29 protein-coding genes are annotated in these 23,576 nt (G+C 59.4%); 6 read left to right on the forward strand and 23 right to left on the reverse strand.

What is annotated here, in order from left to right; translation table 11 throughout:
• Positions 1–13: 13 nt before the first annotated feature.
• The 4 genes from Q8N04_20245 (at position 14) to Q8N04_20260 (ending at position 4,264) form a co-directional block, all read left to right on the forward strand.
• Positions 14–1,327, forward strand: a complete 1,314-nt coding sequence (locus Q8N04_20245) for a transposase (GenBank protein MDP3093009.1) — start codon at positions 14–16, stop codon at positions 1,325–1,327.
• Between the two features lie 94 nt (positions 1,328–1,421).
• On the forward strand, positions 1,422–2,828 hold the full coding sequence (locus tag Q8N04_20250; protein MDP3093010.1) for an EAL domain-containing protein: 1,407 nt from the start codon (positions 1,422–1,424) through the stop codon (positions 2,826–2,828).
• 43 nt (positions 2,829–2,871) lie between these two features.
• Positions 2,872–3,744, forward strand: coding sequence for a symmetrical bis(5'-nucleosyl)-tetraphosphatase (locus Q8N04_20255; protein MDP3093011.1), 873 nt, complete (start codon positions 2,872–2,874; stop codon positions 3,742–3,744).
• Complete coding sequence (locus Q8N04_20260) at positions 3,725–4,264, forward strand: DUF309 domain-containing protein (GenBank protein MDP3093012.1); 540 nt, start codon at positions 3,725–3,727, stop codon at positions 4,262–4,264. Before Q8N04_20255 ends, Q8N04_20260 begins: the two co-directional genes overlap by 20 nt.
• A gap of 36 nt (positions 4,265–4,300) precedes the next feature.
• Here the strand turns inward: Q8N04_20260 and Q8N04_20265 are convergent, their stop codons facing one another.
• The 5 genes from Q8N04_20265 to folD all read right to left on the reverse strand — a co-directional run bounded on the left by Q8N04_20265 (position 4,301) and on the right by folD (position 8,757).
• A complete protein-coding gene (locus Q8N04_20265) occupies positions 4,301–5,077 on the reverse strand; it encodes a sterol desaturase family protein (GenBank protein ID MDP3093013.1) in 777 nt (258 codons plus the stop codon).
• Between the two features lie 161 nt (positions 5,078–5,238).
• Positions 5,239–5,883 (reverse strand): hypothetical protein, encoded by a 645-nt coding sequence (locus tag Q8N04_20270; GenBank protein MDP3093014.1) that lies wholly within the window; start codon positions 5,881–5,883, stop codon positions 5,239–5,241.
• A gap of 152 nt (positions 5,884–6,035) precedes the next feature.
• Complete coding sequence (gene panB, locus Q8N04_20275) at positions 6,036–6,824, reverse strand: 3-methyl-2-oxobutanoate hydroxymethyltransferase (protein ID MDP3093015.1); 789 nt, start codon at positions 6,822–6,824, stop codon at positions 6,036–6,038.
• Positions 6,824–7,711, reverse strand: a complete 888-nt coding sequence (locus tag Q8N04_20280) for a methylenetetrahydrofolate reductase (GenBank protein ID MDP3093016.1) — start codon at positions 7,709–7,711, stop codon at positions 6,824–6,826. Before Q8N04_20280 ends, panB begins: the two co-directional genes overlap by 1 nt.
• A 182-nt stretch (positions 7,712–7,893) precedes the next feature.
• Positions 7,894–8,757, reverse strand: coding sequence for a bifunctional methylenetetrahydrofolate dehydrogenase/methenyltetrahydrofolate cyclohydrolase FolD (folD, locus tag Q8N04_20285; protein ID MDP3093017.1), 864 nt, complete (start codon positions 8,755–8,757; stop codon positions 7,894–7,896).
• A gap of 217 nt (positions 8,758–8,974) precedes the next feature.
• Between folD and Q8N04_20290 the strand changes: the two genes are divergently transcribed.
• A complete protein-coding gene (locus tag Q8N04_20290) occupies positions 8,975–9,991 on the forward strand; it encodes a hypothetical protein (GenBank protein MDP3093018.1) in 1,017 nt (338 codons plus the stop codon).
• Positions 9,988–10,692 carry a hypothetical protein gene (locus Q8N04_20295; GenBank protein ID MDP3093019.1) on the forward strand — a complete coding sequence of 235 codons (705 nt, stop codon included), beginning with the start codon at positions 9,988–9,990 and terminating at the stop codon, positions 10,690–10,692. The genes Q8N04_20290 and Q8N04_20295 overlap by 4 nt, the downstream gene beginning before the upstream one ends.
• On the opposite strand, the gene Q8N04_20300 is transcribed toward Q8N04_20295, so the two are convergent.
• From Q8N04_20300 to Q8N04_20385, 18 genes are all read right to left on the reverse strand, one after another.
• Positions 10,625–11,065 carry a PilZ domain-containing protein gene (locus Q8N04_20300; protein ID MDP3093020.1) on the reverse strand — a complete coding sequence of 147 codons (441 nt, stop codon included), beginning with the start codon at positions 11,063–11,065 and terminating at the stop codon, positions 10,625–10,627. The two genes, Q8N04_20295 and Q8N04_20300, sit on opposite strands and share 68 nt — an antisense overlap.
• 276 nt (positions 11,066–11,341) lie before the next feature.
• Positions 11,342–11,950 (reverse strand): peptidylprolyl isomerase, encoded by a 609-nt coding sequence (locus Q8N04_20305; protein MDP3093021.1) that lies wholly within the window; start codon positions 11,948–11,950, stop codon positions 11,342–11,344.
• A 58-nt stretch (positions 11,951–12,008) separates the two neighbouring features.
• Positions 12,009–12,716, reverse strand: a complete 708-nt coding sequence (rnc, locus tag Q8N04_20310) for a ribonuclease III (GenBank protein MDP3093022.1) — start codon at positions 12,714–12,716, stop codon at positions 12,009–12,011.
• Between the two features lie 13 nt (positions 12,717–12,729).
• A complete protein-coding gene (fabF, locus tag Q8N04_20315) occupies positions 12,730–13,980 on the reverse strand; it encodes a beta-ketoacyl-ACP synthase II (protein MDP3093023.1) in 1,251 nt (416 codons plus the stop codon).
• Between the two features lie 9 nt (positions 13,981–13,989).
• On the reverse strand, positions 13,990–14,223 hold the full coding sequence (acpP, locus tag Q8N04_20320; protein MDP3093024.1) for an acyl carrier protein: 234 nt from the start codon (positions 14,221–14,223) through the stop codon (positions 13,990–13,992).
• A gap of 92 nt (positions 14,224–14,315) precedes the next feature.
• On the reverse strand, positions 14,316–15,059 hold the full coding sequence (gene fabG, locus Q8N04_20325) for a 3-oxoacyl-[acyl-carrier-protein] reductase (GenBank protein MDP3093025.1): 744 nt from the start codon (positions 15,057–15,059) through the stop codon (positions 14,316–14,318).
• A gap of 77 nt (positions 15,060–15,136) precedes the next feature.
• Complete coding sequence (fabD, locus tag Q8N04_20330) at positions 15,137–16,078, reverse strand: ACP S-malonyltransferase (GenBank protein MDP3093026.1); 942 nt, start codon at positions 16,076–16,078, stop codon at positions 15,137–15,139.
• An 80-nt stretch (positions 16,079–16,158) separates the two neighbouring features.
• Complete coding sequence (locus Q8N04_20335) at positions 16,159–17,133, reverse strand: beta-ketoacyl-ACP synthase III (protein MDP3093027.1); 975 nt, start codon at positions 17,131–17,133, stop codon at positions 16,159–16,161.
• Entirely contained in the window at positions 17,130–18,152 is a 1,023-nt protein-coding gene (gene plsX / locus Q8N04_20340; GenBank protein ID MDP3093028.1) for a phosphate acyltransferase PlsX, read from the reverse strand. The genes Q8N04_20335 and plsX overlap by 4 nt, the downstream gene beginning before the upstream one ends.
• A 293-nt stretch (positions 18,153–18,445) precedes the next feature.
• A complete protein-coding gene (gene rpmF / locus Q8N04_20345) occupies positions 18,446–18,631 on the reverse strand; it encodes a 50S ribosomal protein L32 (GenBank protein ID MDP3093029.1) in 186 nt (61 codons plus the stop codon).
• Positions 18,632–18,680: 49 nt separating this feature from the next.
• Positions 18,681–19,313: a DUF177 domain-containing protein gene (locus tag Q8N04_20350; protein ID MDP3093030.1), complete on the reverse strand. Its 633-nt coding sequence runs from the start codon at positions 19,311–19,313 to the stop codon at positions 18,681–18,683.
• A 5-nt stretch (positions 19,314–19,318) separates the two neighbouring features.
• Positions 19,319–19,597, reverse strand: coding sequence for a 30S ribosomal protein S18 (gene rpsR, locus Q8N04_20355; GenBank protein MDP3093031.1), 279 nt, complete (start codon positions 19,595–19,597; stop codon positions 19,319–19,321).
• Positions 19,598–19,620: 23 nt separating this feature from the next.
• Positions 19,621–20,034 carry a single-stranded DNA-binding protein gene (locus tag Q8N04_20360; protein ID MDP3093032.1) on the reverse strand — a complete coding sequence of 138 codons (414 nt, stop codon included), beginning with the start codon at positions 20,032–20,034 and terminating at the stop codon, positions 19,621–19,623.
• Positions 20,021–20,368 carry a 30S ribosomal protein S6 gene (gene rpsF, locus Q8N04_20365; protein ID MDP3093033.1) on the reverse strand — a complete coding sequence of 116 codons (348 nt, stop codon included), beginning with the start codon at positions 20,366–20,368 and terminating at the stop codon, positions 20,021–20,023. Before rpsF ends, Q8N04_20360 begins: the two co-directional genes overlap by 14 nt.
• Before the next feature lie 172 nt (positions 20,369–20,540).
• Positions 20,541–21,125, reverse strand: coding sequence for an acyloxyacyl hydrolase (locus Q8N04_20370; GenBank protein MDP3093034.1), 585 nt, complete (start codon positions 21,123–21,125; stop codon positions 20,541–20,543).
• 82 nt (positions 21,126–21,207) lie between these two features.
• Complete coding sequence (gene pth / locus Q8N04_20375; GenBank protein MDP3093035.1) at positions 21,208–21,798, reverse strand: aminoacyl-tRNA hydrolase; 591 nt, start codon at positions 21,796–21,798, stop codon at positions 21,208–21,210.
• A 2-nt stretch (positions 21,799–21,800) separates the two neighbouring features.
• A complete protein-coding gene (locus tag Q8N04_20380; GenBank protein ID MDP3093036.1) occupies positions 21,801–22,574 on the reverse strand; it encodes a 50S ribosomal protein L25 in 774 nt (257 codons plus the stop codon).
• 50 nt (positions 22,575–22,624) lie between these two features.
• Entirely contained in the window at positions 22,625–23,566 is a 942-nt protein-coding gene (locus Q8N04_20385; protein MDP3093037.1) for a ribose-phosphate pyrophosphokinase, read from the reverse strand.
• Between the last annotated feature and the right edge of the window lie 10 nt (positions 23,567–23,576).

Genomic DNA, 23,576 nt, shown 5'->3' on the forward strand with positions numbered 1-23,576 from the left:
CGCGGTGGCCCAGATGAACTTGACGGCCATGACCCGGACCTATCGAGCAGATGGCTGGGGACCGGCGGCGTACGAGCCGGCCATGAGGGTGGCGCTGTTGCTCTATGCGTACTGCCTGGGGGAGCGGTCGAGTCGACGGATCGAGCGGCTGTGCCAGCGGGATGTGGCCTTTCGAGTGATCACGGCCAATCAGGTCCCCGATCACACGACGATAGCCCGATTCCGGCAGACCCACGAGATCGAACTGGCTAAGCTGTTTACGCAGGTGCTCCGGCTCTGTGCGGAGGCGGGGCTGGTGCAGGTGGGGGTGGTGGCGTTGGACGGCACGAAGATCAAGGCCAACGCGGCGCTGGCGTCGAATCGGACGGTCGAGACGATCACCGCAGAGGTCTCCCGGATGCTGACCGAGGCCCAGGCCACGGATGCGGCTGAGGATCGGCCGTATGGCCCGGAGCGGTGCGGCGACGAACTGCCGGAGGACTTGCGGGATCGGAAGAGCCGGCTGGCTCGGTTGCACGCGTGCCAGGAGCGGTTGACGCAGGAGGCGGCCACGGCCACCGAGCAGCAGCAGGCCAAGATCGAGACGCGGCAGGCCGAAGAGGCCGCCACTGGGCAGAAGAAGCGAGGCCGCAAACCGAAGGCGGCCGCGGCGGCCGCGGACCGCGACGCCAAGGCCAATGTGACAGATCCGGATAGCCGCATCATGAAGACGCAGGCCGGGTACGTCCAAGGCTACAACGCCCAAGCGGTGGTGACGGAGGACCAGATCATCGTGGCGGCCGAGGTGACGCAGGAGGAGAAGGACATCAAGCAATTGCACCCGATGCTGGAACGGGCGCAGGCGAATCTCACGGCCATCGCGTATCCGCAAGCGGTCGGGACGGCCCTGGCCGATGCGGGCTATTGCAGCGAGGCCCATCTGATGGAGGCAGATCCGAACGGGCCCGCCCTGTTGATTGCCACAAACAAGGACTGGAAACAGCGCAAGGCGCTGCGGGAGCAGCCGCCGCCACGCGGCCGCTATCCGAAGGGGCTGACGGCCCGCGACCGCATGGAGCGCACGTTGCTGACGAAGCACGGCCGCCGCCTCTACAAGAAGCGCGGCCAGACCGTGGACCCAGTGTTCGGACAGATCAAGAGTGCCCGGGGCTGTGACGGATTTATGCGCCGCGGCACGGCCGCCTGTGCCAGCGAGTGGAAACTGCTCGGTGCCACGCATAATCTGCTGAAGCTCTGGCGAAACGGAAAGGCGGGCTGGATCAGTCGACGCACGGGCCGCGCCCCACAGCGGTGTGGCCGGGGAAGGGGAAAGAAGGCAGGGGGATGACCCTCTCGAAAGCTCCACTCCCTCACGGTCTCAGCAAGAAGAGACCCGGCTTGGCACACCAGGAAGCCCGTGCTGGGCACCAGACAGCTCGATCATGGGTTTGAGCAACAGGCTCACCGATCAGAAAAAAGCCGAGGCCCAGATTCACTTCCTGTCGAACTACGACCGCCTCACCCAGTTGCCCAATCGCCAACTGTTCCAGGATCGCGTGACTCAGGCTCTGGCCACTCAGAAACGCCACGAGACACAAGGCGCCATTCTCCTCGTCAATCTTGACCGGTTTCAACGCATCAACGATACCCTCGGCCCGAAATGCGGAGATACGATTCTCCGCGAAGTGGCCGAACGGCTGCTCCATTGCGTGCGACAGTCCGACTCGGTGTCACGCCACGACGATCAGGAGCCCATCACACTCTCCCGACTGGGCGGGGACGAATTCACCGTGCTCCTGACCCATCTGGCTTCGGCACAGAGCGCCGCGAAAGTGACCCAGCGGATCCTGGAATCCCTCAATGCCCCTTACCAGATCGATGGCCGTCAGGTGGTGGTGACCGCCAGCATCGGGATTGCGCTGCTCGGACAGGATGGTGAGGAAGTCGACACGCTGCTCCGCAACGCGGACGCGGCCGTCCATGCGGCGCAAGCGCAGGGACGGAACACCTATCAGTTCTATTCCCAGTCGATGAATGTGGCCTTGGCAGAACGGCTGAGTCTGGAATCGGATCTTCGCCAAGCTTTGGAGCGAAGCGAATTTGTGCTGCATTACCAGCCCCAGGTCGACATTCGCCGATGGGAGATCGTCGGCGTCGAAGCCCTCATCCGCTGGCAGCACCCGGAACGAGGCATGGTGTCTCCCATGACGTTTATTCCACTGGCCGAAGAGGTCGGGTTGATCGACCAAATCGGACAATGGGTGTTGCGCACCGCCTGCGCGCAGCAGGTCGCCTGGGGGGCCTACGGCCTCGGCGAAGTTTCCATCGCGGTCAACCTGTCGGGGGTCCAGTTTCAGCAAGCGAATCTCGTGGAGTCGATTCGCACGATTGTTCGTGAGACCGGGGCCAATCCCGCTCGTTTGGAACTGGAGCTGACGGAAAGCACCGCGATGCACGATGCAGAAAACGCGGTCGTGGTCTTTCAGCAACTCAAAACCATGGGATTCAGCCTGTCAATTGATGACTTCGGCACCGGCTATTCCTCGCTGGCCTATCTCAAGCGCTTCCCCATCGACACCATCAAGATCGACCGGGCCTTCGTCAAGGATCTCGCGTCAGAATCCGAACAGGCCGCGATCGCCATTGCCATCATCGCCATGGCCCATGGATTGAAGCTTCGCGTGCTGGCCGAAGGGGTCGAAACCCAGCCGCAGCTCGACATCCTGCGCGATCAGGGATGCGACGCCATTCAAGGCTACTTCTTCAGCCATCCCCTGCCGGCCGACCGTGTCGAGCAGCTGATCCGCGACCTCCGCGCGAAGAGCGACCACGAGCGGCGCGCCGCGTAGAACCACGCCGCGCGTGACGTTCTCACGCCTGGCATAAGCCGGCTTGTATTTGAATGCGGCGCGCGATACCCTCGCACCATCGTCTTTCCTTTTCTACACGATGGCCACCTACGCAATCGGCGACATCCAAGGCTGCGCGCGCTCCCTGGAGCGCTTGCTCGAACTCATCCGGTTTGATCCTTCCGTAGACCGCCTCTGGTGCGTCGGCGATCTGGTCAATCGCGGCCCGGATTCTCTTCGCGTCCTGCGCTACCTCAAACAGCTCGGCCCCTCCGTCCAGGTCGTCCTCGGCAATCACGATTTGTTCTTGCTGGCCGTATCGGAAGGGATCGTCGCCTTGCGGCCGAAAGACACGATCCAAGACATCCTTGCCGCCGACGATCGCACCGAGCTCATCGATTGGCTCAAGCGACAACCGTTGCACCATCACGAAGGCGCCTATGTCATGGTTCATGCCGGCCTCCTGCCGCAATGGTCGGTCGACGATGCCGGGAGCCTGGCCCGGGAAGTCGAACGCACCCTGGCCGGACCGGAATCGCGATCATTCCTTGAGGCTCTCTTTCACGGACCTACCCCACAGTGGAATGCGTCATTGACCGGCTATGAACGCTTGGCAGCCATCACACGGGCCCTCACCCGGCTGCGCACCTGCACCCCGGAAGGCGCCTTGTCCGGATTCTCCGGCCCTCCAAGCGACGCCCCTCACGGACACCTTCCCTGGTTCCGCATTCCGAACCGGCGGAGCAGCGATCACACCATTCTCTTCGGCCACTGGGCCGCGCTCGGCTTGCACATTGAGATAAATCTTTTGGGGTTGGACAGCGGCTGTGTGTGGGGCCGGCAATTGACGGCGATTCGACTGGAAGACCGGCAGGTGTTCCAGGTGGAGTATGCAGATGATCGCGGCCGGAGTTGAGCCCTCCCCCGCCAACCCGGATTGGCCGCGCTACTCATCCAGCCCCTTCCCCGCCTATCGGTTCGTTCCAGGGACCAATCCTCATCCGCGACGGCACCCCCAGGGCCATTCGTTTGGATGTCCCGAGCCGAGGCCAACGCCCTGCCGACCAGACGACTGGTCCCAGTCCAAGGACTATCGCTTTGGAATCGATTTATACAATTTCGCGTACGGGTGGGAATGCCATGAGGTCTTTGAAGGGTTCTGGCATGCGGTGGGACGAACGACCGAACAGGGACGGTTCTTCCAAGCGCTGATTCAACTGGCAGCGGCGAATCTGAAACATTTCACCAAGCATGAGGCTGCTGCGAGTAGCCTTCGGGAAAAGAGCCTTCGCCTCATTGCGGGTTTACCTGATCGCTATATGGGAATCGACCTCGCAGAACTGCGAACCAGACTTGAGGACGCAGGGGTTCCCGGTTCATCTGATGCGTTGTTGGTAACGTTAGAATCCGTCCGCGATCGTCCGACCCGGGCGTAGCACACTCGTCATCTTGTGCGCGAACCAATACCCTTGTCACACACCTGCCACAAGCCGGACGAGCGGGACCTCTTCCCCGATTCCAAACGAGACGGGCTTCTTGATCTCCTCCGGATTCACGTACGTACCGAACAATCGATCCCACACTGAAAACGTCACGCCGAAATTGGCATGCTGGTGCGCCGGATCTTCGCTATGGTGTATGTGATGATAGCGGGGCGTGACGAAGATCCATTCCATCCAATTCGATCGCCAGGACACATTCATATGCATCCAGTCGTTGAGCAACATGTGAGAGGAAAGCACGACCAGCCAGATCCACCAGGGCGCCAGTCCAAACACTGAATACGCAAAGATCCACGGGAGGTTGAACAAGATCTGCTGAGGAAATGACGCTCGATACCCCGCCAGCCAGTACATCGTGATCGGCGAATGGTGCCATTTATGGATGCGCCAAACCGCCGTAAGATGCATGAACCGATGCATCCAATACGCGCCGAAGTCGCCGACAAGAAAGTAGAGGGAGAAGGTCGCTGCTATCGGTAACGCCATGATGGCTTCAGGAACATGCACTCGAAGCGCGGCCCGGGCACTGAGAAACTCGGCGGCGGGCACGAGGATGAAACCGACGAGCGTACAGCCGATGAGGTCGTACGCCATCACTGAACGGTACGAAATCGTCCGGGCCGGCGCGATCAGTTCGATCGCCGTCACCCCGACAAGCCTCGCCAAGAAAAGGACGGGTACAAATAGTCCGTGGTCAAGAACGAATTGACGGAATTCCCAGCTGAGCAACCACTCGACCCATTCCATCCGGACAGCCCCCCCTCCAGTCATAAGGGGCCACTGTATCAGACTTACTTCAGACCGTCCTCCCCCTCTTTCGAGAGAGCACCTCTTCCACCAAACGCCCTGGCCGCTCCACCGGCAGGCTCTCCGCTGTCGGATGTGTGAGGGGAAACGAGTAGACCGTCTTATTCCACGACGCGCTGGACCACACGGAGCTGCCCGCGATCGTGCCACAGCTCTATCCACGGCGGAGAGTTTTGCCAGGTCCAGAGGAGCAACTGGCGATCAGGGCGCTCTTCCCAGTCTCCGACTCGCCAGGGCATGGGCCAGCCGCCCAGGACCGCATCGATCGCGCGACCCTTTAAATCCAATTGCTCCTGATACGCCGAGGCGCACAACGCCGTGATCGGATGGTCTCTGAACTGCGGGCTATAGCCCCATTCCGGCAGCCATTGATTCGCACGCAGCCAGGCTTGAACCGCTGCAGACCCATACCGAAAGATCGCGTCCAGCGGGGGGAAGCATGTGGCCGGTTGCGCATACAGCTTAATCCCGTCCGGGATCGGCGGGAGCGTGGCCTGCCGATTGACGAGGACCAGCCCTGTCGCCCGGTCTTCCTGATTGGTATAGACGCTGATACAGCCGGTCAATCCATGCTCTCCGGGCACGGCCCGACAGGCTACCGAAAGCCAGTGGCGGAATCGTGCGTCCCGCAGGGGAACGACTCCCATCCCGCCCCAGACCCCGCAGTAATCGCTTCCGTGACGAGTCAGATGGACGCACGGCCTCGCGAGTGCGTGCCCTTCTTTCAGGAGTTCGTCAGGAGTCATGCCTCACTCCAATCGAATCGGTCAGCCGCCCTGCGCCCGCACGGGTCAGCAGAATCAGACGGCAACGATTCGGCCTCGCGTGGACTGATCGAAGACGACAGGACCTGGCCGGTAATCGGGAGAACTGTATGACCACACTCCGAACAGAAGACTCAGTGATAGGACTCGGCGTCGCTGGGGAACTTCCCGAGTTCGACTTCTTCCTTAAACCGCCGTAGTGCCTGCAGCGCATCGGTCTTCAGATGGGCATACGGCTTGACGAATTTAGGGACGAAATCATCGAAGAGACCAAGCAGATCGTAGAGCACCAGTACTTGCCCGTCACAATGCGGACCGGCTCCGATCCCGATCGTGGGGATGGACAACTCCGCCGTGATGCTTTTCGCCAGCGGCGCCGGAATGGCTTCCAGGACAATCCCGAATGCGCCGGCCGCTTCCAACGCCTTCGCATCGGCCAACAACTCCTTCGCCCGATCCTTGGCCTTTCCCTGCACCTTATAGCCGCCGTATTGGTTCACCGACTGCGGGGTCATGCCGATATGCCCCATCACGGGAATGCCCACCGCGGTCATCGCCTCGACCCGGCCGGCCATCGCCTGCCCCCCTTCGAGCTTCACCGCATGCGCACCCGCCTGAATCAAACGTCCGGCATTCCGCAACGCATCTTCTTTACTCGTTTGATAGGACATGAAGGGCATGTCGCCGATCACCAGGGCCTGTTGCGCCGCGCGGGCCACCAGCTTGGTGTGGTACAGCATGTCCTCCATGGTGACGGACAGCGTATTGGCCTGCCCCTGTACGACCACGCCCAGCGAATCTCCGACTAGAATGGCACTGATGCCGGCCTGCTCCACAATACGGGTGAAGAGCGCATCGTACGCGGTCACGACGATGAGCTTCTTCTCCTGGCGCTTGTGTTGTTGAAATTCGGGGATCGTCATCAGCCGAGCTGGGCCTTGGTAATGATATCTGCGAGACGGTGCGTGCCCTTGATCGCCATAATGTGGACGCCGTCGCAATGTGCGCGCACCGCATTGATGGTGCGCACCGCGATCTCCACACCCACATCTTCCGCCTTGTCGCCGGCGGCCTTCAATTCATCGATCATCTCCTGCGGGACCGACACACCGGGAATGTTGGCGTTCATGAATTCGGCCATCTTGTGGTTCCGCAACAGCAGAATGCCGGCCAGGACTTTCACCTTATAGGGCCGCACGGCTGTCATGAAGCTCGCGAAAAGATCGGGGTTATAGATCGCCTGAGTTTGAAAGAACTGGGCTCCGGCTTTGACCTTCACTTCGAACTTCGCCAGCATCGGCCCGACCGGATCAGCCTCCGGCGTCACGGCTGCGCCGATGGTGAACGCCGTCGAGCCGTCTAACTTATTGCCGGCCATGTCGCGGCCGCCATTGAGGCCCTGCACCAGCTGCATGACCTGCACGGAATCGAGATCGTAGACCGGCTTGGCTTCTTTGTGGTCGCCGACGGTCGGATAGTCGCCGGTCAGACAAAGGATGTTGCGGATGCCGAGCATATGGGCGCCCATGAGGTCGGACTGCATGGCAATCCGGTTCCGGTCGCGACAGGTCAGCTGCATCACCGGATCATGGCCCAATTCATAGAGCAACCGGCAGACCGGCAGCGACCCGGCGCGCACGACGGCCGCCGTATTGTCGGTCACATTGACGCCGTGCACACGCCCGACCAATCCTTTGGCACTCTCCAGCACCTTCGAGATGTTGGTGCCCTTCGGCGGGTTGTACTCGATCGTCACGGCAAACTGCCCGCTACTCAGGACCTCGCTCAACCGCCGCGGTTCTTTACTCATGCATCTCCCTCACCCTTATCCACACCCCTACTTCATCCCTTACCTTGTTGTAGGAGGACGGGAGGCTCTTCACTGCGCGCATTGACCGAGCACAGCCAATTCCACCCGCCCATCCCCGCGTCGCCAAGTCTCCGCTTCACCCGAGTCGTGCACGGGCAGCGAGCAAGAGAGCCTCCGGGCTCCTACAACATCCCCGCCATCCGCTTCGCTGACTCCACCGTGTTCGCAAGCAACATGGCGATCGTCATGGGACCGACGCCACCGGGCACGGGACTGATCCAGCCCGCCTTTTGGCTCACCGGTTCGAAATCGACATCGCCGCAGAGCTTTCCGTCCGTCCACCGATTGGTCCCGACGTCGATCACGACCGCGCCTTCTTTCACCATGTCGGCCGTGACAAATTTGGCTTTCCCGATCGCGACCAGCAAGAGGTCCGCCTCACGGCAGACTGCGGGCAAATCCTTGGTCTTGGAATGGCAAATCGTCACGGTCGCGTTGCGCTGCAACAGCATGAGCGCCAACGGCTTTCCCACGATGTTACTGCGACCCAATACCACCGCGCGCTTGCCTTCAATGCCGACACCGGTAGACTCGATCATCTTGATCACGCCTTTGGGAGTGCAGGCTTCAAAGACCGGATTCCCTTCAACCAACCGACCGAAGTTATACGGGTGGAATCCATCGGCATCCTTGTCCGGCGAGACCGCTTCCAGCACGACCCGGCTGTCGATGTGCTTGGGAAGCGGGAGCTGCACTAAGATTCCGTGAATCCTGGAATCTGCGTTCATCTTCTCAATCAAAGACAACAACTCTGCTTGCGTCGTGCTGGCCGGTAACTTGTGGTCGTCGATATAGATGCCTGCCGCATCGCAGGCTTTCTGCTTGCTCTTCACATACTGATGCGACGCGGGGTCATCACCGACCAAAATGGTAGCGAGACCCGGCTTGGTCCCGGTCTTTGCCAGGACTGCCGCGGATTCAATTGTTAGCTGGTCGCGAACTTGCTGCGCCAGTGCCTTCCCGTCAATGAGTCGTGCTCCCACCATTCCCTCCCTGAATTCAAGCGGTTGGCCTTCAAAACCGTAGGCACCTTAGCAGGGCATTTTTATCCAAGTCAACGCTCCAAACCGGTCAGGGGTGAGGAGTGAGGGGGCCGGCGAGACTCCGATGCCCCCTGACTCGTGACCCTTCACTGACATTCCTTGACAGTCTCTTCGCCCGTTCGCTACGATGCACCTCGGTCTTCACACTGATTAATCAAGCTTGAACATCCGATCATCCACCGACAATTTTCGCGGCCCCCTCTTGAGGGCGACACTGGCATCGTGTGTCCTCCTAGGATCGTCGAATCTCCTCTACGCGGCCCAGATTACCGGATTGGAAGGGCCGAATAGCTTCGTCGGCGACCAACAGGGCAAAGAATTCTTCATCTCCAATGTGCATGGGGAGCCGGACGCGCGGGATAATAACGGCTTCATCACGAAGGTGGACGCTGAGGGGAAAGTCCTCAACCTCAAGTTCATCCAAGGCGGCATCGTCGATGTCATGCTGCATGCCCCCAAAGGCCTGGCCATCGTCGATCAGACTCTGTACGTGGCCGATCTCGATCAGTTGAAGGGATTCGACAAGTCGACTGGCAAGTCCCTCGTCGTCGTCAGCTTTCCCCCGCTGCCCGCAAAGGGCCTCGTCTCCTTGACCGATGTGACGGCCGGCCCCAACGGCATGCTCTACGTATCCGACCAATCCAACAACACGATCTACCGGATCGAGCAAGCGGCCGGTCATCGTGTGAGTCTGCTCCTTCACGACGAGCGCCTCGCGGGTCCATCCGGGATTGCCATCCATCCGCGAACCGGCCATCTCATCGCCGTGAGTTGGGAGAAAGGCAAGATTTTCGACATTACGCCGGACGGCCAGCTCTCCGAACTGGAGTCGAATGGATTTTTCACCGGCCGCTTTCAAAATTTGAGCGGGGTCGATTTCGACCGGTGGGGCAATATGTACGTCTCGGATTTTTCCAGGGGAAAGATTTGGCGCATGACCCGGGACCAACGCTTCCAGGTGATTGCCGAGTATCTCCTCTCCCCGGCCGATATCAGCATCGACCGGGCCAATAATTTGATTCTGGTCCCCTATCACTATGCCCACGCGGCGGAGATCAACGGGCTGGAGGCTCCCTCGGACGGCAAGAGCCGTGACAACCGTCGTACCCTCGCTGACTATGGGTTTGGCGCAGCAGGGCCCCCGCAGCCCTCCAAGGAAGGAGCCGCAACTAAATGAGCCAATGCGCCTACTGCAAGCAACGCAAGGGCAAACGCGTCTGCCCGGGCCTCAGCGGACTCATCTGCAGCCAGTGTTGCGGGGAGCATCGCCTGGTCCGTGTGACCTGTCCCTCCGACTGCGCCTATCTCGATACCGGCAGCGACTACCAGCAAAAGCGGCTCGGCGAGCAATTCATGCCGGTGCGACGGGAATTCTATCGGGAGCTCGGTGAATTCGGCGGGCAACAGGCCATCTCGCTCTTCAATCTCATTGAAGTCATTACGGTGAGTTTCTTCCAGGGACGGCGTGATGGACAGGATGCGGAAGTCGTCGCCGCGATTCAAGGACTGCGCCGGACGCTTAGCCCCCTGCACGTACCGGCGGCCCCCATGCCCGTCTTTGCCGAACATCTGATTAAAGAATATGACGCGTTTAAGAAGCAAAACCCCAAGCAGATTGCCGACTCATCCAACGCGCCGGAAATCCTCGATCGAGCCATCAAGTTCGTATCGGAATTTTCCGGGAAAGATTTTCAATCACGCCGCTTTCTCGGAGGCCTGATCGGGTATGTCACGGCCTATCATCCCGAGATTGCCTCGAACTTACAAAAGAAACACGAGCCGGGCCACATCGTGCTGCCAGGCCAATCGTTCATGCCTCCGCCGACCGCGGCTGAGTCTCATACCCACGGCCCGGATTGCCAGCATCACCAGCACTAAGCCGTGACCCTGCCGCTTGACTGGAGGCCGCATCGCAGCCGATTGACGATTGCAATGCGCGCGCAATAAATCCTGCAAGCTGGAAGTCCGATCCGTTTGAAATGGACTGGATCTCCACACCGAACTCATTCCCCCGATCCCACCGCACCATCGCTTGATCGATATCGATCGGTTCCGAGAGGCCTGGCAGCCACACGCGAAGCATGACGGCCATGTGCTGAGACAGCGGCGCCTCGCCTTCCCGTTTGACTCGAAACCCGCTCAACGAAAGGTCACGCACCGTGCAGCGATGGATGGCGCTGGACGTCAGAATACAGGCATGGCACTCGCGCTCGACTCGCCGGTACATGCGACGTGTTGATGGGTTTTTCACGGAATGCCTCCTCGGTAGCCCCCTTCTCGGTTTCGATAGGGTGAGCATACCTTGGACTCACTCTCGGGGAAATCCCACAAAAGGCCCCCACCAAAGGTAGGGGATTAGGCCACATCAACGGCCTTTCTCATATTTTTAAGGTGTCGGGAGTCCATAAAGTGAGGCCTGGTCAGGACGAGGCCTCAGCCTCAGGCCAAGCGGAAAAGAACGGGCCCTTCTCGCCTGAAACGGGAAGGGCCCTCTCGATTCATCCGATGATATGGGACGAGGCTCTCTCTACTCGACGATCGTGACGGTCATTTCAATCCGGTCGTTCGGCAAGTCGCGATCGTTTCTCGGCAAGCTCACAATCTTATCGGCTACGCCAATTCCTTTGGTGACTTCACCGAAGACCGTGTACTTGCGATCGAGAAACCGGGAATCCTCGACTACGATGAAGAACTGTGACCCCGCCGTATCAGGGTCGTTCGCCCGCGCCATCGAAACAATGCCCCGCTTGTGGGGGGTATCGCTGAATTCCTGTTTGACGGTATACCCGGGACCGCCCTGCCCATATGAATCCTTCTTGAGCGAGTCCTTGGTATTGGGATCGCCGCCTTGGATCATGAACCCCGGTATGACCCGATGAAAAATTGTGCCGTTATAGAACCCTTCTTTGGCCAGCTTGATAAAATTCTCGACGTGCTTGGGGGCCAGTTCGGGAAATAGTTTCAGCTCAATCTCACCAAATTTCGTTTTGATGATCGCCCGTGGCCCCTTGGGCGCTTCAACTTTTGGAGCCGGCGCTTTATCCACGGCATCACTGACGCCCGCCCCGAATAAGAAGGGAATACACACCGCCAACACGGCACATCCCATCACCCAGCTCAATCTTCTCTGCATCATCGTCCTCCCTTGACCGTAGGGCCCGCTGCGCTGACTATAACGACCATCGCGTCCGGCTTCAAGACTCGATCTGATCAAGCGCACAACGGGCAGCCATCTGTTCCGCTTCTTTCTTGCTCAGACCCCGTCCGGTACCCGCCACCAGCTCGTTGACCCGCACTTCAACCTCGAAGTGTTTTAAATGATCCGGCCCGGACTCCCGAACAGTCACGTAGTGCGGCAACTGATCGAATTGTTTCTGGCACCATTCCTGGAGTCGCGTTTTGTAATCTTCCTCCCCCGGCGTCGTTTGATGGGCTTCGGCCTGACGCAGCTCGTCTCCCAGCACTCCCAAGGTAAAGACTCGGCTCGCCTCCAACCCCCCGTCAAGGTAGACCGCCGCAATCACGGCCTCCAAGGCATCCGCCAACAGGGACGGCTTTTCTCGTCCCTTCGAAAGTTCTTCTCCTCGCCCCAGCCGCAATATGGCACCGAGATTCATTCGGCGGGCCGCCTGGGCCAGCGATGATTCGCTCACCAAATTCGCCTTCAGTTTAGAGAGCGCGCCTTCGCTCAGCTGCGGATAGAGCTGCGCCAGGTGGTCGCTGATGATCAGCGAGAGCACAGCATCGCCGAGAAACTCCAGGCGCTCGTTATGGGTTCGCGTCGCTCCCTTCCGCTCATTGACATGAGACTTGTGCGTCAACGCTTCCGCGAGCACACCGGGATTCTTGAACCGATAGTGGGGGATAGATGGAACTGGATCGGCTGGAGAAGCCGGTGTCATAGGCGCAACTGCGCTAGGCCTCTAGGCGCCTGAAAATCAGACAGGCATTCACACCGCCGAACCCGAACGAGTTCGAGAGCGCCGCCTTGATCGGTACGGCCCTGGCTGTATTGGGCACATAATCGAGATCGCATGCGGGATCGGGGTTTTCCAGATTGATCGTGGGGGGCAACAGGCCGTGATGGAGCGCCAGAATACTGAAGACGGCTTCAATGCCTCCGGCGGCGCCGAGCAAATGTCCCGTCATCGACTTCGTCGAACTGACAGGGATCTTGTAGGCCTGCTGGCCGAAGACCTGCTTGATGGCGCGTGTCTCAATAGCATCGGCCATCGTGGAGGTCCCGTGCGCATTGATATAGCCGATCTGGTCTTTGGCGATTCCGGCATCCTTCAACGCCAGTTCCATGCAGCGCACCGCGCCTTCGCCTTCTTCGGGCGGCGCGGTAATGTGGTAGGCATCGCTGTTCATGCCATACCCGATCACCTCCGCGTAAATCCGGACGCCCCGGCGACGCGCGTGCTCGAGTTCTTCCAGAACGACGACCCCGGCGCCCTCACCCAGCACGAACCCATCGCGGTCTTTGTCGAACGGCCGGCTGGCCCTGGTCGGTTCATCGTTGCGAAACGAGAGCGCCTTCGCTGCGGCAAACCCTGCCACACCCAGCGGCGTGATCGCCGCCTCCGCGCCACCGGCAACCATGACATCGGCATCCCCATGCTGAATCAGGCGGAACGCATCGCCGATGCAATGGTTGCCGGTCGCACAAGCCGTCACCGCGCAGGAATTCGGTCCCTTGGCGCCGATGCGAATCGCCACCTGGCCCGAGGCCAGATTGATAATGGTCATGGGAATGAAGAACGGCGACACCCGACCGGGACCCTTTTCTTTGAGCACATCGTGGTAGTGTTCGATCGCACCCAGACCGCCGATACCGGACCCGATATAGACGCCGACTTTCGTGGCTTCTTCCGGAGCCACTTTCAATCCTGCGTCATCCACGGCCAATTGGGCGGCGCCCACGGCATAGTGGATGAACGTATCCATCTTCTTGATTTCTTTTTTTTCGATGAATTGAGCCGGATCGAAATCGCGCACTTCACCGGCGATCTGGGCGTCATAGGCAGCCGGATCGAATTTGGTGATTCGCCCGATGCCGGACTGCCCGGCACAGAGCGCGGCCCAGGTCTTGTCCACCCCGGTCCCAAGAGGTGTGACCAGGCCCAATCCTGTCACGACGATGCGCCGGGTCGATCGCTCAGCCATACGTCCTGCTTATGACTTTTCCTTGATGTAGTCCAACGCTTTCCCGACCGTGAGGATCTTCTCGGCATCCTCGTCGGGAATTTCGATTTCGAATTCCTCTTCGAGCGCCATCACCAACTCGACGGTGTCGAGCGAGTCGGCGCCTAAGTCTTCGACGAAGGAGGCTTCGGGAACCACTTCATCTTCCTCAACGCCGAGCTGCTCGGCAATAATCTTTTTTACGCGCTCATCAACAGTTGCCATCGATCTGCCTACCTCCTTCCCCAACGTGACTGACCCTCTGCGGCAACATGGGGATATGCTGCCGCTGGTTATTCCCAGACCTTGGGGACCATCTATACCATTAACATACCGCCATTCACATGCAAAACATGACCGGTAATATACGCCGCTTCATCGGACACAAGAAAGCGGACCGCCGCCGCGATGTCGGCCGGCGTCCCCAGTCGTCCCAACGGAATTTGTTTCTGCAATGTTTCCTTCACGTCGTCCGACAACCCATGTGTCATCGCCGTATCGATGAACCCCGGCGCCACCGCGTTGACGGTGACATTGCGCGTGGCATATTCCCGCCCGACCGTCTTGGTGAAGCCGATCACGGCCGCTTTCGACGCGGCGTAATTTGCCTGACCGGCGTTCCCCATCACACCCACGATCGAGGCAATATTCACGATGCGACCATACCGCTGCTTGGTCATCGGCTGCAAGACCGCCTTGGTACAATTAAACGTGCCGTTCAAATTGACTTGGAGGACCAGGTTCCAATCTTCTTCTTTCATTCGAAGCAACAGCCCGTCGCGCGTGATCCCGGCATTGTTGACCAGGATGTCGATCTTGCCCCACGCCTTCATGACCTGCTCGGCCATGGCCTTGGTATCATTCGCATCGGCCACGTTCACTTTGACGTTGAGCACTTTCCGGCCCAACGCCTCGATCGCCTTGACGGTCTCTTGCGACCGGCTGGGGTCCAGATCCGCGACGACGATATCCGCCCCCGCGTGCGCCAGCGTTTCCGCAATCGCCCGACCGATGCCCTGTGCCGCCCCGGTTACTATCGCCACTCGTCCTTGCAATGACATCGAATTCCTTTCAGCTGACAAGTACGCACCCTGACAGGAGGCACAAACCCCGTGTCAGCGTGGCTCCTGTAAACCTGTCAGCTTCCTTTCAAGCTTTGCAGTGTCGCATCCAACGATTTCGGATCATGGACGTTCAATAATTTCGCATCCGGAAGAATACGTTTGATCAGGCCCGTCAACACCGTCCCGGGCCCCACTTCAATAAATGTCGTCACACCCATCTTCGCCATCGCCTGCACCGAGTCTTCCCACAATACCGACGACGGCAGTTGGCGAACGAGCGACGGCTGAATCTCAGCGGCCCGGCTGATGGGTTTGGCTTCGGCATTATTAATGAGCGGAGTGGCCAAGTCAGTCCATTGCACGACCGCCAGATCTTTCGACAACCGGTCAGCCGCCACCTGCATCAACGGCGTATGGACCGGGACGCTCACCGGCAATGGGATCGCCTTTTTGCAACCTTTGGCTTTGGCCAGTTCAATCGCTCGTTCAACGGCGGCTTTTTCTCCGGCAATGACCACCTGCCATGGCGAATTGAAGTTGGCCGCTGCGACTACGCCGACCGAGGAGGCTTCACGGCAAACCTCACGAACCACATCCGGTGTCAATCCGAGTAGCGCGGCCACCTGGCCGGTGCCCGGTGGTACCGCTTCAGACATATAACGCCCGCGTTTCTGCACGAGCCCGACGGCATCGCGAAAGGACACACCGCCCGCAGCCACCAACGCCGAATATTCACCAAGACTGTGCCCAGCCACCGCCACCGGCTTCAGACCCACCGAGTCCAATGTCTTGAGGGCCGCGATGCTGCTCACCAGCAAGGCCGGTTGCGTATGCTCCGTAAGATTCAATCGTTCAGCCGGCCCTTCGAAGCAGAGCGCCGCACTGTCATAGCCGAGGACGGACGACGCCTCGTCATAGACCTGCTTCAGTCTAGGATGGGCTTCACAAAGCGCTTTGCCCATGCCGACCGACTGCGACCCTTGTCCTGGGAACACCAATCCGATGCCTGAATTCATGGGGGGTAGATATCTTAGAAATGACGTGGAATGTCAACGGGAAAAGTTGTGCGGGACGGCTGCGTGTCGACTCACAGCCATTACCATCGGATCAACGCCGAGGCCCAGGTCAACCCGGCTCCAAATGCGCCTAACATAACGAGCGACCCTTCCTGGACCCGCCCTGCTCGAACCGCCTCGTCCAGGGCGATTGGAATCGAGGCCGCCGACGTATTCCCATAGCGTTCAAGATTCACCATCACCTTCTCAAGAGGAAGACCGAGCCGTTCCATCACGGCCTTGAGAATCCGCATATTGGCTTGATGCGGCACATAGAGATCCAGATCTTCGACCTGAAGCTGGTTTGCGGCCAGCGTCTCCCGGGCGATTTCCTCCAGCGTCCGCACGGCGACTTTGAAGGTCTCATTCCCCTTCATCTTGATGAAGTGGGCCCGCTCGGCTATTACCTGCTCGGAGAGTGGCGTACGCGACCCGCCGGCCGGCACGGTGATCAACTCACAGAGGCTCCCGTCTGACCGCAAATGTGTCGAGAGTATCCCCCGTTCATCGTCGCTCGCGCTGACCACCGCGGCGCCCGCCCCATCACCAAACAGGATGCAGGTATTCCGGTCACTCCAATCGGTAATCGCCGACATCACCTCGGAACCGATCACCAAGACATGCCGCATTCCGGTTCGTACATACGCATCCGCCACCGACAAGGCGTAGACAAATCCGCAGCAGGCCGCCGACAGGTCGCAGGCCGCCGCCTTCGTCGCACCCAGTTGATGCTGCACCAGACACGCAGTCGCCGGCAACGGGTAGTCGCCGGTACAGGTGGCAACCAGAATCAAATCGAGATCGGATGCCGCGAGACCAGCTGCATCCAGCGCACGCCGCCCGGCCTGAACCGCGAGGTCCGAGCAGGCTTCCCCGGATGCCGCAATATGGCGTTCGCGAATTCCCGTTCGTTCGCGAATCCAGTCATCGGACGTCGCCACCATACGTTCGAGCTCCGTATTGGTCATGACTCGAGACGGGGCATACGACCCGGTTCCCGTGATACGGGATTTCATGCAGAGGGCTCCGCAGGCGATGGACTGGCAATACTCTCTTCGATATCCCGTTGAATCAGTTCGTGCACACGCCCTTCAGCCATCCCTTTGCCCCGACGGATGGCATTCTTAATGGCTTTCGCCGAGGAGCGGCCGTGGCAAATGATGGTGATCCCGTTGACTCCGAGCAACGGCGCGCCGCCGAACTCCGCATAGTCGATCTTGCGTTTCAGATTGAGGAGCGGCCCCGCGATCAGCGGATAGGCCAGCCGGCCCAGCCACGAACCGGAAATTTCTTTGATCAGGAGCTTCTTGATGGTTTCAGCCACGCCCTCGGAAATTTTCAGCGCGACATTCCCGATAAACCCGTCGCAGACAACGACGTCAGCCGTTCCGCTATAGACCTCACGCCCCTCGACGTTGCCGATGAAGTTCAACGAGCTGGCCTTCAATAGCTTGAAGGCTTCTTTGGTGACTTCATTGCCCTTGCTGTCTTCCTCACCGATACTCAGGAGGCCGACGCGTGGATTGGGCTTGCGAAACAGATGCTTTCCGTATTCGTTCCCCATCAGGGCAAATTGTTCGAGATGTTTCGCCGAGCAGTCGACGTTGGCGCCGACGTCCAGCATGATGGCCTCGCCCGTCAACGTCGGCAAGCTGGTCGCAATGGCCGGGCGCTCGACACCTTTGGTCAAACCCAACACGAAGAATGACGACACCATGCTCGCACCGGTGTTGCCCGGACTGACCACGGCACTGGCCTCTCCGTGCTTGACCAACTCTGTGGCGATCCAGATCGACGAATCCCGCTTTTTGCGCGCCACGGTCGCCGGCGATTCATGCATTTCGACGACCTGAGGGGCATGCCGAATGGAGAGGCGAGGGTCGGTGGCACCAAGGCGCGCGCATTCGCGCTTCAAGACCGCCTCGTCGCCGACGAGAATGACCTCGACGTCGAGTTCTTTGGCGGCCTGCATGGCGCCCTCGATACAGGGTGCGGGACCATGGTCCCCCCCCATCGCATCAAGCGCAATCTTCATAGGGAGTCACGTACTCGAAAATGGGTGAACGGACGACGCCAGCTGAGCACTCGCACTGGGCCCTGTTGTGCGATGGGCAGCACCAGAGGCGCGGGGCCATGGTCTCGCACGATCACAGCACGTGCGATCTTCATGCGGAATCATGTGCTCGAGATTGGAATAGGTGACTGAACACGCGTGGCACCCGTGATTGCCCCCGATGAGCCGAGAGCTTAGCGCAGACGCACGAAATGCACAACCGGAACGAAAAGAGCCGAGGCCAAGAGGCCTCGGCGCAGCTGTTCTCGATCCTGCTAGGACTCTTCGACCTGAATAACTGCCTTCCCCTTGTATGTCCCACAGTTCAAACAAGTGTAATGCGGCAGCTTCAGCTCGTGACACTGCGGACATACGGACATCCCCGGAGGGGTCATCCGCAGCTTTTGTGTGCGTCGCTTGTCGCGGCGTGCGCGAGAATGTTTATGTTTCGGATTAGGCATGGCAACTCCTTCCCACGTTCAAGACCGCCGAGAGATCGGGCCCCCGACGTCACTTCTGTTCAGTCTTCAAGCTCTTCAATACTTGAAACGGATTGGTCGGCGCCTCATCCGGGCAGGCACACCGCCCCTCGTTCAAATTCTTTCCACAATGCTGGCACAACCCGGCACAATCTACTTTGCACAACGGATGCATCGGGTTCGACAAAATCACTTGCTCTCGCAGCATCGGCGCGAGCTCCAAGTGATCTCCCGCGTAATGATAAATCTCGTCATCCGTCTCGTCCGGCTCGACGTCTACCGGCTCGACCGCCTTCTTGCGGTGATCGACCCGCTTGGCCGCCGGCGACACCGCCTTCGGTTCCGGTTCGTACACCACGCGGAGCGCAAACGCCAACGGCTCAGAAAAATGAGCCGAGCACCGCACACATTCCCGGATGGCCGTCCCTTCCACCACTCCGGTCACACAAATCGTGCGCTCCACCTGAGTCAAATCCAATCCGACAGCCAGCGCGCCTTCGAGCTGCGTGTCTGCTTCGGTCAGTCCCAGCTCCTCGGCGGTCACGTCACCCGTCAGCGACAACCCGTCGGCGGTGATATCTGCAAGATGCGGAGTGAGCAGATCCATCATGATCTCCGGCGACACGCCGGCTCCCCACGCCTGTATCGCGTCACGCTGACTCACGCGCGCTATCGCTCCTCGGCAAAGCTGATGATCGCGATATGCCGGGCGCGCTTGATCGAAATCGTCAATTCACGCTGATGCCGCATGCAGTTCCCGGAGATCCGGCGCGGAACGATTCGTCCACGCTCGGTGAGAAAATTCCTAAGCAACCCGGCATCCTTAAAATCAATCGGGGCCTTTTCCAGGCAAAACCGGCACGGCCGACGCCGTTGAAACAACCGCCCGCCGCCCCCGTTACCGTCACGGCGATCACCACCGCCTGCACCGCCACCCGTTCGTTCCATCACTGCCTCCTCGTTCGTCCTAATCAATGCTGTTCGTCAAACTCATAGCTGGGTTCGTCATGAATCGGCGGCTCACCGCCCGGTCCGCCGCTCGTCCCGCCGCCATCCTGGCGCTTCGGCATGAAGGTCACGCTCTGGGCCACGACCTCGTGCTTGCTGCGCTTCTGCCCGTCTTCCGTTTCCCAGCGGCGTTGCTGGAGCCGCCCTTCAATGATCGCCCCGTTGCCCTTGCTCAAATACTGTCCGCAATGTTCCGCCTGCTTGCCGAACACCACGATGTCTACAAAACAGACTTCCTCTTTCAGCTCTTCACCCTGCTTGAACCGTCGGCTCACCGCCAGTCCGAAGCTCGCGACCGGAGTCCCGCTCGGCGTATACCGGAGCTCGGGATTCCGCGTGAGATTGCCCATGAGGATGACTTTATTAAATCCGGCCACCGTCGGTCTCCTGCGCTGAGGCCTCCAACGGACGCGGCGGAACTAATTCTTTTTCAAGATGGACGGTCAAGAACTTGAGGATGTTGTCTTCCAAACGGTAGGCCCGCTCGAGCTCGCCGACCGTCGTGTTGGGGGCGCGAAAGTAGAAATAGGCATAGGTGCCTTTCCGCTCATGCCGCACTTCGTAGGCAAGCTTCTTCTTGCCCCAATTCTCGGCCTTGATGAATTGCGCGCCGGTCTTATCGGCCACGGCTTTCATCTTATCGATGAGGGTATTGGTCTCCTCGTCGGAGACGGACGGACGAATAATGAACAGAGACTCGTACAGCTCCATGCAGCAATCCTCCTGGACAAAGGCCCCGGATCCGGTCCGGAGCGAGGTGTAGGTGCCTCTATATGAGGCGTAAAGAACGGTGGACGGTATCACAGCGGCAAAGAGGCTGTCAATTGAATGAGTGATGCTCAGGATCACTCCGATTGCGCCATAGCACAGAGATTACGACCGCCTAGTCTCGTCGATCAAACCAATAGATCAGCTCGATGAGATGGAGATCGACCCCGCGGCTGTCTTGCCCATAGAGCGTAGCATCCGAATAATGCTGAAAGTGATAGCCGATTCCGAGCGGTCCAGCCACGCGGCTGGTTATGCCGAACGTCCAGATGAATTGACCGGCTCCGCCGAAATTCTGCCGGCCGAATTTATAATCGCTGAGCAGGGCCCCTCCCCCTCCGACGTCGATCGCTATCAGTCCATCCTTGCGCCCCAAGACAATATCAAGCGGCACGATTGTCATGATCCCATTAGTTTCGTTGGCCCCGCGTAGCATGCCGATCGATGCAAGCATCCTCGTGCCGAGTATCCAGCCTCCGCCAAGCTCCTTCTCCCAAGGAAGTCGAACTGTCGCCGCAAGGTCTGCCTGCTGGAAATCACTCTGTCGCTCTCGCCCAAGCGGGGAGCCGCCGCTGAACCCGCCCCTGAGTCGGATCGACTCGAAGGCAAAATCTCCGGCTTGAGCCGGCCCGGCAATTCCAACCTGAACAAATATCAGCCCCATCAGCACCAGGACGGTCACGCACATACATCTACGCATGGAAGAACCCCACATCCATCATGCTGGCTTACTGCTCGAGCACTACTACCTCGTCATGAAGCTCATATCCGCCCGATGCAGTCTATGCCCCTTCTTCGCTTTGCGGCGCCTTCTCACGAATATTGAATTGATTCATGGCCGTGGAAAGACCTCGGTGGATCAGGCACTCCATTGCGTCAACGGCTCGTTCTAGGCATGGCGTAAAAACCGCCGCCTCCTCCTGCGTCACCGGCTGAAGAACATAGTCCGCGGCATCCATGCCAGGAGCGGGCCGACCGATTCCGATTTTGACCCGGATAAACTGGGGAGTCCCAAGCGCCTCGATCACCGATTTAATCCCGTTATGCCCACCGGCCCCGCCGCCTTGCTTGATGCGCAGTCGACCGGGCTCTAAATCGAGATCATCGTGAATGAGGATCAAGTTGTCCGGCTTGATCTTGAACTCGCGCAGCAAACCTTTGAGGGGAGGCCCCGTGAGATTCATCCAGTCCAACAAGCCGGCGAGTTCGATGAACTCCGACCCAAGCCGACCGGATCCTCGTTGAGCAGTACCGCGGGAGGCGAGACGGATAGACCATCGAGCAGCCGCCCGCTCGATGGCCCACATACCGACGTTGTGACGGGTCCGGGCGTAGGCTTTGCCTGGGTTGCCCAGTCCGACGAGGAGATGCACCGCTACTTCTTCTTTTCAGGTTCCTTCTTTTCAGCTTTCGGAGCATCCTTACCGGCGGCTTTCTTGTCGCCACCTTTGGCATCTCCGGCTGCGGCCGCGCCCGCCTTCGCAGGCTCTCCGCCTTCGCCTGCTTCCTTGCCCTTCGCCACAACTTCCGGCTCGGACGCCGCTGCGCCTGCGCCACCAGTCAGCAGTGCTTCCAGCTTGGCATCGGAGATCGGCGCCGCGACACTTACAATCATCAGATCTTCGTCGTCGAGGAATCGGATACCCTCGCGCCGCGCCACATCCTTCAGGTGAATGCCTTGGCTGATTCCGAGTGAAGACGCATCCACGTCGATCTGGTCCGGCAGCACCGCCGGCAAACATTCGATATGGAGTTCACGGGCATTATTATGCAACACGCCGCCTTCTTTTACGCCGACAGGAATGCCGCCGGTGACGTGCACCGGCACTTTCACGCGAATCGGCTTGTCCATGGAGATTTCAAACAAATCGGCATGCAACACACTGCCGGTAATGGGATCCACCTGATAATCACGCAACAATGCCGTGCGACTCGCCTTAGTCTTGGCGCCGTCTACGGTCAATGACACGAGCACCGTGCTGCCGGCTTGCGCCTTGAGAATCTTCACCAGTTCATCGGGGTTGACCGTGAGAAGCACACATTCTCCCTGCCCATAGAGCACCGCGGGGATCTTGCCGCTCCGTCGTAGCTGGCGCGCGATACCCTTCCCCGATTGCTCCCGTACGGTCACTGCTAAATCAAATTTCATGATGCTCCTCCGTCTCTCCTACGTCGATCTGGTCCCCGCGATTCAAGGACTCAGGCAAATAATGAGCTGACTGATTCGTCTTCGTGAATACGCCGAATGGCCTCGCCCAATAACGGCGCGACCGAAAGTTGATGCAACTTGGGACAAGCTTGCTCTTTCCCGCGCAAGGGAATGGTATTGGTCACTACCACCTGCGACAGACAGGACTTCGTGATCCGCTCCAACGCCGGCCCTGACAAGACCGCGTGCGTACAGGCGGCCCACACTTCCCGCGCCCCTTTGTCGGCGCACGCCTGGGCGCCCTGTACAATGGTTCCGGCCGTGTCGATCATATCGTCCAGGAGCATCACGCTCTTTCCCTGCACATCGCCGATGATATTCATGATCTGCGCTTGATTCGGGCCTTCACGGCGTTTATCGATAATGGCGAGATTGGCCTGCAGCCGCTTGGCAAAAGCCCGCGCACGCTCGACCCCGCCGGCGTCCGGCGACACCACAACTAAGTCATTGATCTTCTTCTTGGTGATGTAATCCAAGAGCACCGGCAATGCATACAAGTGATCGACCGGCACGTTGAAAAACCCCTGAATCTGCCCCGCATGGAGGTCCATCGTCAAGACACGATCGGCACCCGCGGTACTGATCAAATCGGCCACCAGCTTCGCCGAAATCGGCACGCGCGGTTGATCCTTCCGATCCTGCCGCCCATAACCAAAGTAGGGAATAACCGCTGTGATCCGGTTCGCCGACGAACGTTTCAGCGCGTCGATGATGATCAACAGCTCCAGAAGTGAATCGTTCACAGGCTGACAAGTCGACTGCACGACAAAGATGTCAGCGCCGCGCACATTTTCATCGACTTTGACCCGGATCTCGCCGTCACTAAAGGAAGAGACGGTGGCCGCCCCGAGCTTTTGCCCGAGGTAGGTGCAAATCTCATGGGCAAGCGCAGGATTAGCGTTCCCAGAGAATATTTTCAGTTCTCTGTTCATCACCGACTTC

This window comes from Nitrospira sp. (assembly GCA_030692565.1).
Lineage (GTDB): Bacteria > Nitrospirota > Nitrospiria > Nitrospirales > Nitrospiraceae > Nitrospira_D.

Coding starts and splice junctions, on each gene's coding strand:
- Q8N04_20245 (MDP3093009.1), top strand. CDS start 14: ATGAACTTGACGGCCATGACCCGGACCTATCGAGCAGATGGCTGGGGA.
- Q8N04_20250 (MDP3093010.1), top strand. CDS start 1,422: ATGGGTTTGAGCAACAGGCTCACCGATCAGAAAAAAGCCGAGGCCCAG.
- Q8N04_20260 (MDP3093012.1), top strand. CDS start 3,725: ATGATCGCGGCCGGAGTTGAGCCCTCCCCCGCCAACCCGGATTGGCCG.
- Q8N04_20265 (MDP3093013.1), bottom strand. CDS start 5,077: ATGGAATGGGTCGAGTGGTTGCTCAGCTGGGAATTCCGTCAATTCGTT.
- Q8N04_20270 (MDP3093014.1), bottom strand. CDS start 5,883: ATGACTCCTGACGAACTCCTGAAAGAAGGGCACGCACTCGCGAGGCCG.
- panB (MDP3093015.1), bottom strand. CDS start 6,824: ATGACGATCCCCGAATTTCAACAACACAAGCGCCAGGAGAAGAAGCTC.
- Q8N04_20280 (MDP3093016.1), bottom strand. CDS start 7,711: ATGAGTAAAGAACCGCGGCGGTTGAGCGAGGTCCTGAGTAGCGGGCAG.
- folD (MDP3093017.1), bottom strand. CDS start 8,757: ATGGTGGGAGCACGACTCATTGACGGGAAGGCACTGGCGCAGCAAGTT.
- Q8N04_20295 (MDP3093019.1), top strand. CDS start 9,988: ATGAGCCAATGCGCCTACTGCAAGCAACGCAAGGGCAAACGCGTCTGC.
- Q8N04_20305 (MDP3093021.1), bottom strand. CDS start 11,950: ATGATGCAGAGAAGATTGAGCTGGGTGATGGGATGTGCCGTGTTGGCG.
- rnc (MDP3093022.1), bottom strand. CDS start 12,716: ATGACACCGGCTTCTCCAGCCGATCCAGTTCCATCTATCCCCCACTAT.
- fabF (MDP3093023.1), bottom strand. CDS start 13,980: ATGGCTGAGCGATCGACCCGGCGCATCGTCGTGACAGGATTGGGCCTG.
- acpP (MDP3093024.1), bottom strand. CDS start 14,223: ATGGCAACTGTTGATGAGCGCGTAAAAAAGATTATTGCCGAGCAGCTC.
- fabG (MDP3093025.1), bottom strand. CDS start 15,059: ATGTCATTGCAAGGACGAGTGGCGATAGTAACCGGGGCGGCACAGGGC.
- fabD (MDP3093026.1), bottom strand. CDS start 16,078: ATGAATTCAGGCATCGGATTGGTGTTCCCAGGACAAGGGTCGCAGTCG.
- Q8N04_20335 (MDP3093027.1), bottom strand. CDS start 17,133: ATGAAATCCCGTATCACGGGAACCGGGTCGTATGCCCCGTCTCGAGTC.
- plsX (MDP3093028.1), bottom strand. CDS start 18,152: ATGAAGATTGCGCTTGATGCGATGGGGGGGGACCATGGTCCCGCACCC.
- rpmF (MDP3093029.1), bottom strand. CDS start 18,631: ATGCCTAATCCGAAACATAAACATTCTCGCGCACGCCGCGACAAGCGA.
- rpsR (MDP3093031.1), bottom strand. CDS start 19,597: ATGGAACGAACGGGTGGCGGTGCAGGCGGTGGTGATCGCCGTGACGGT.
- rpsF (MDP3093033.1), bottom strand. CDS start 20,368: ATGGAGCTGTACGAGTCTCTGTTCATTATTCGTCCGTCCGTCTCCGAC.
- Q8N04_20370 (MDP3093034.1), bottom strand. CDS start 21,125: ATGCGTAGATGTATGTGCGTGACCGTCCTGGTGCTGATGGGGCTGATA.
- Q8N04_20380 (MDP3093036.1), bottom strand. CDS start 22,574: ATGAAATTTGATTTAGCAGTGACCGTACGGGAGCAATCGGGGAAGGGT.
- Q8N04_20385 (MDP3093037.1), bottom strand. CDS start 23,566: ATGAACAGAGAACTGAAAATATTCTCTGGGAACGCTAATCCTGCGCTT.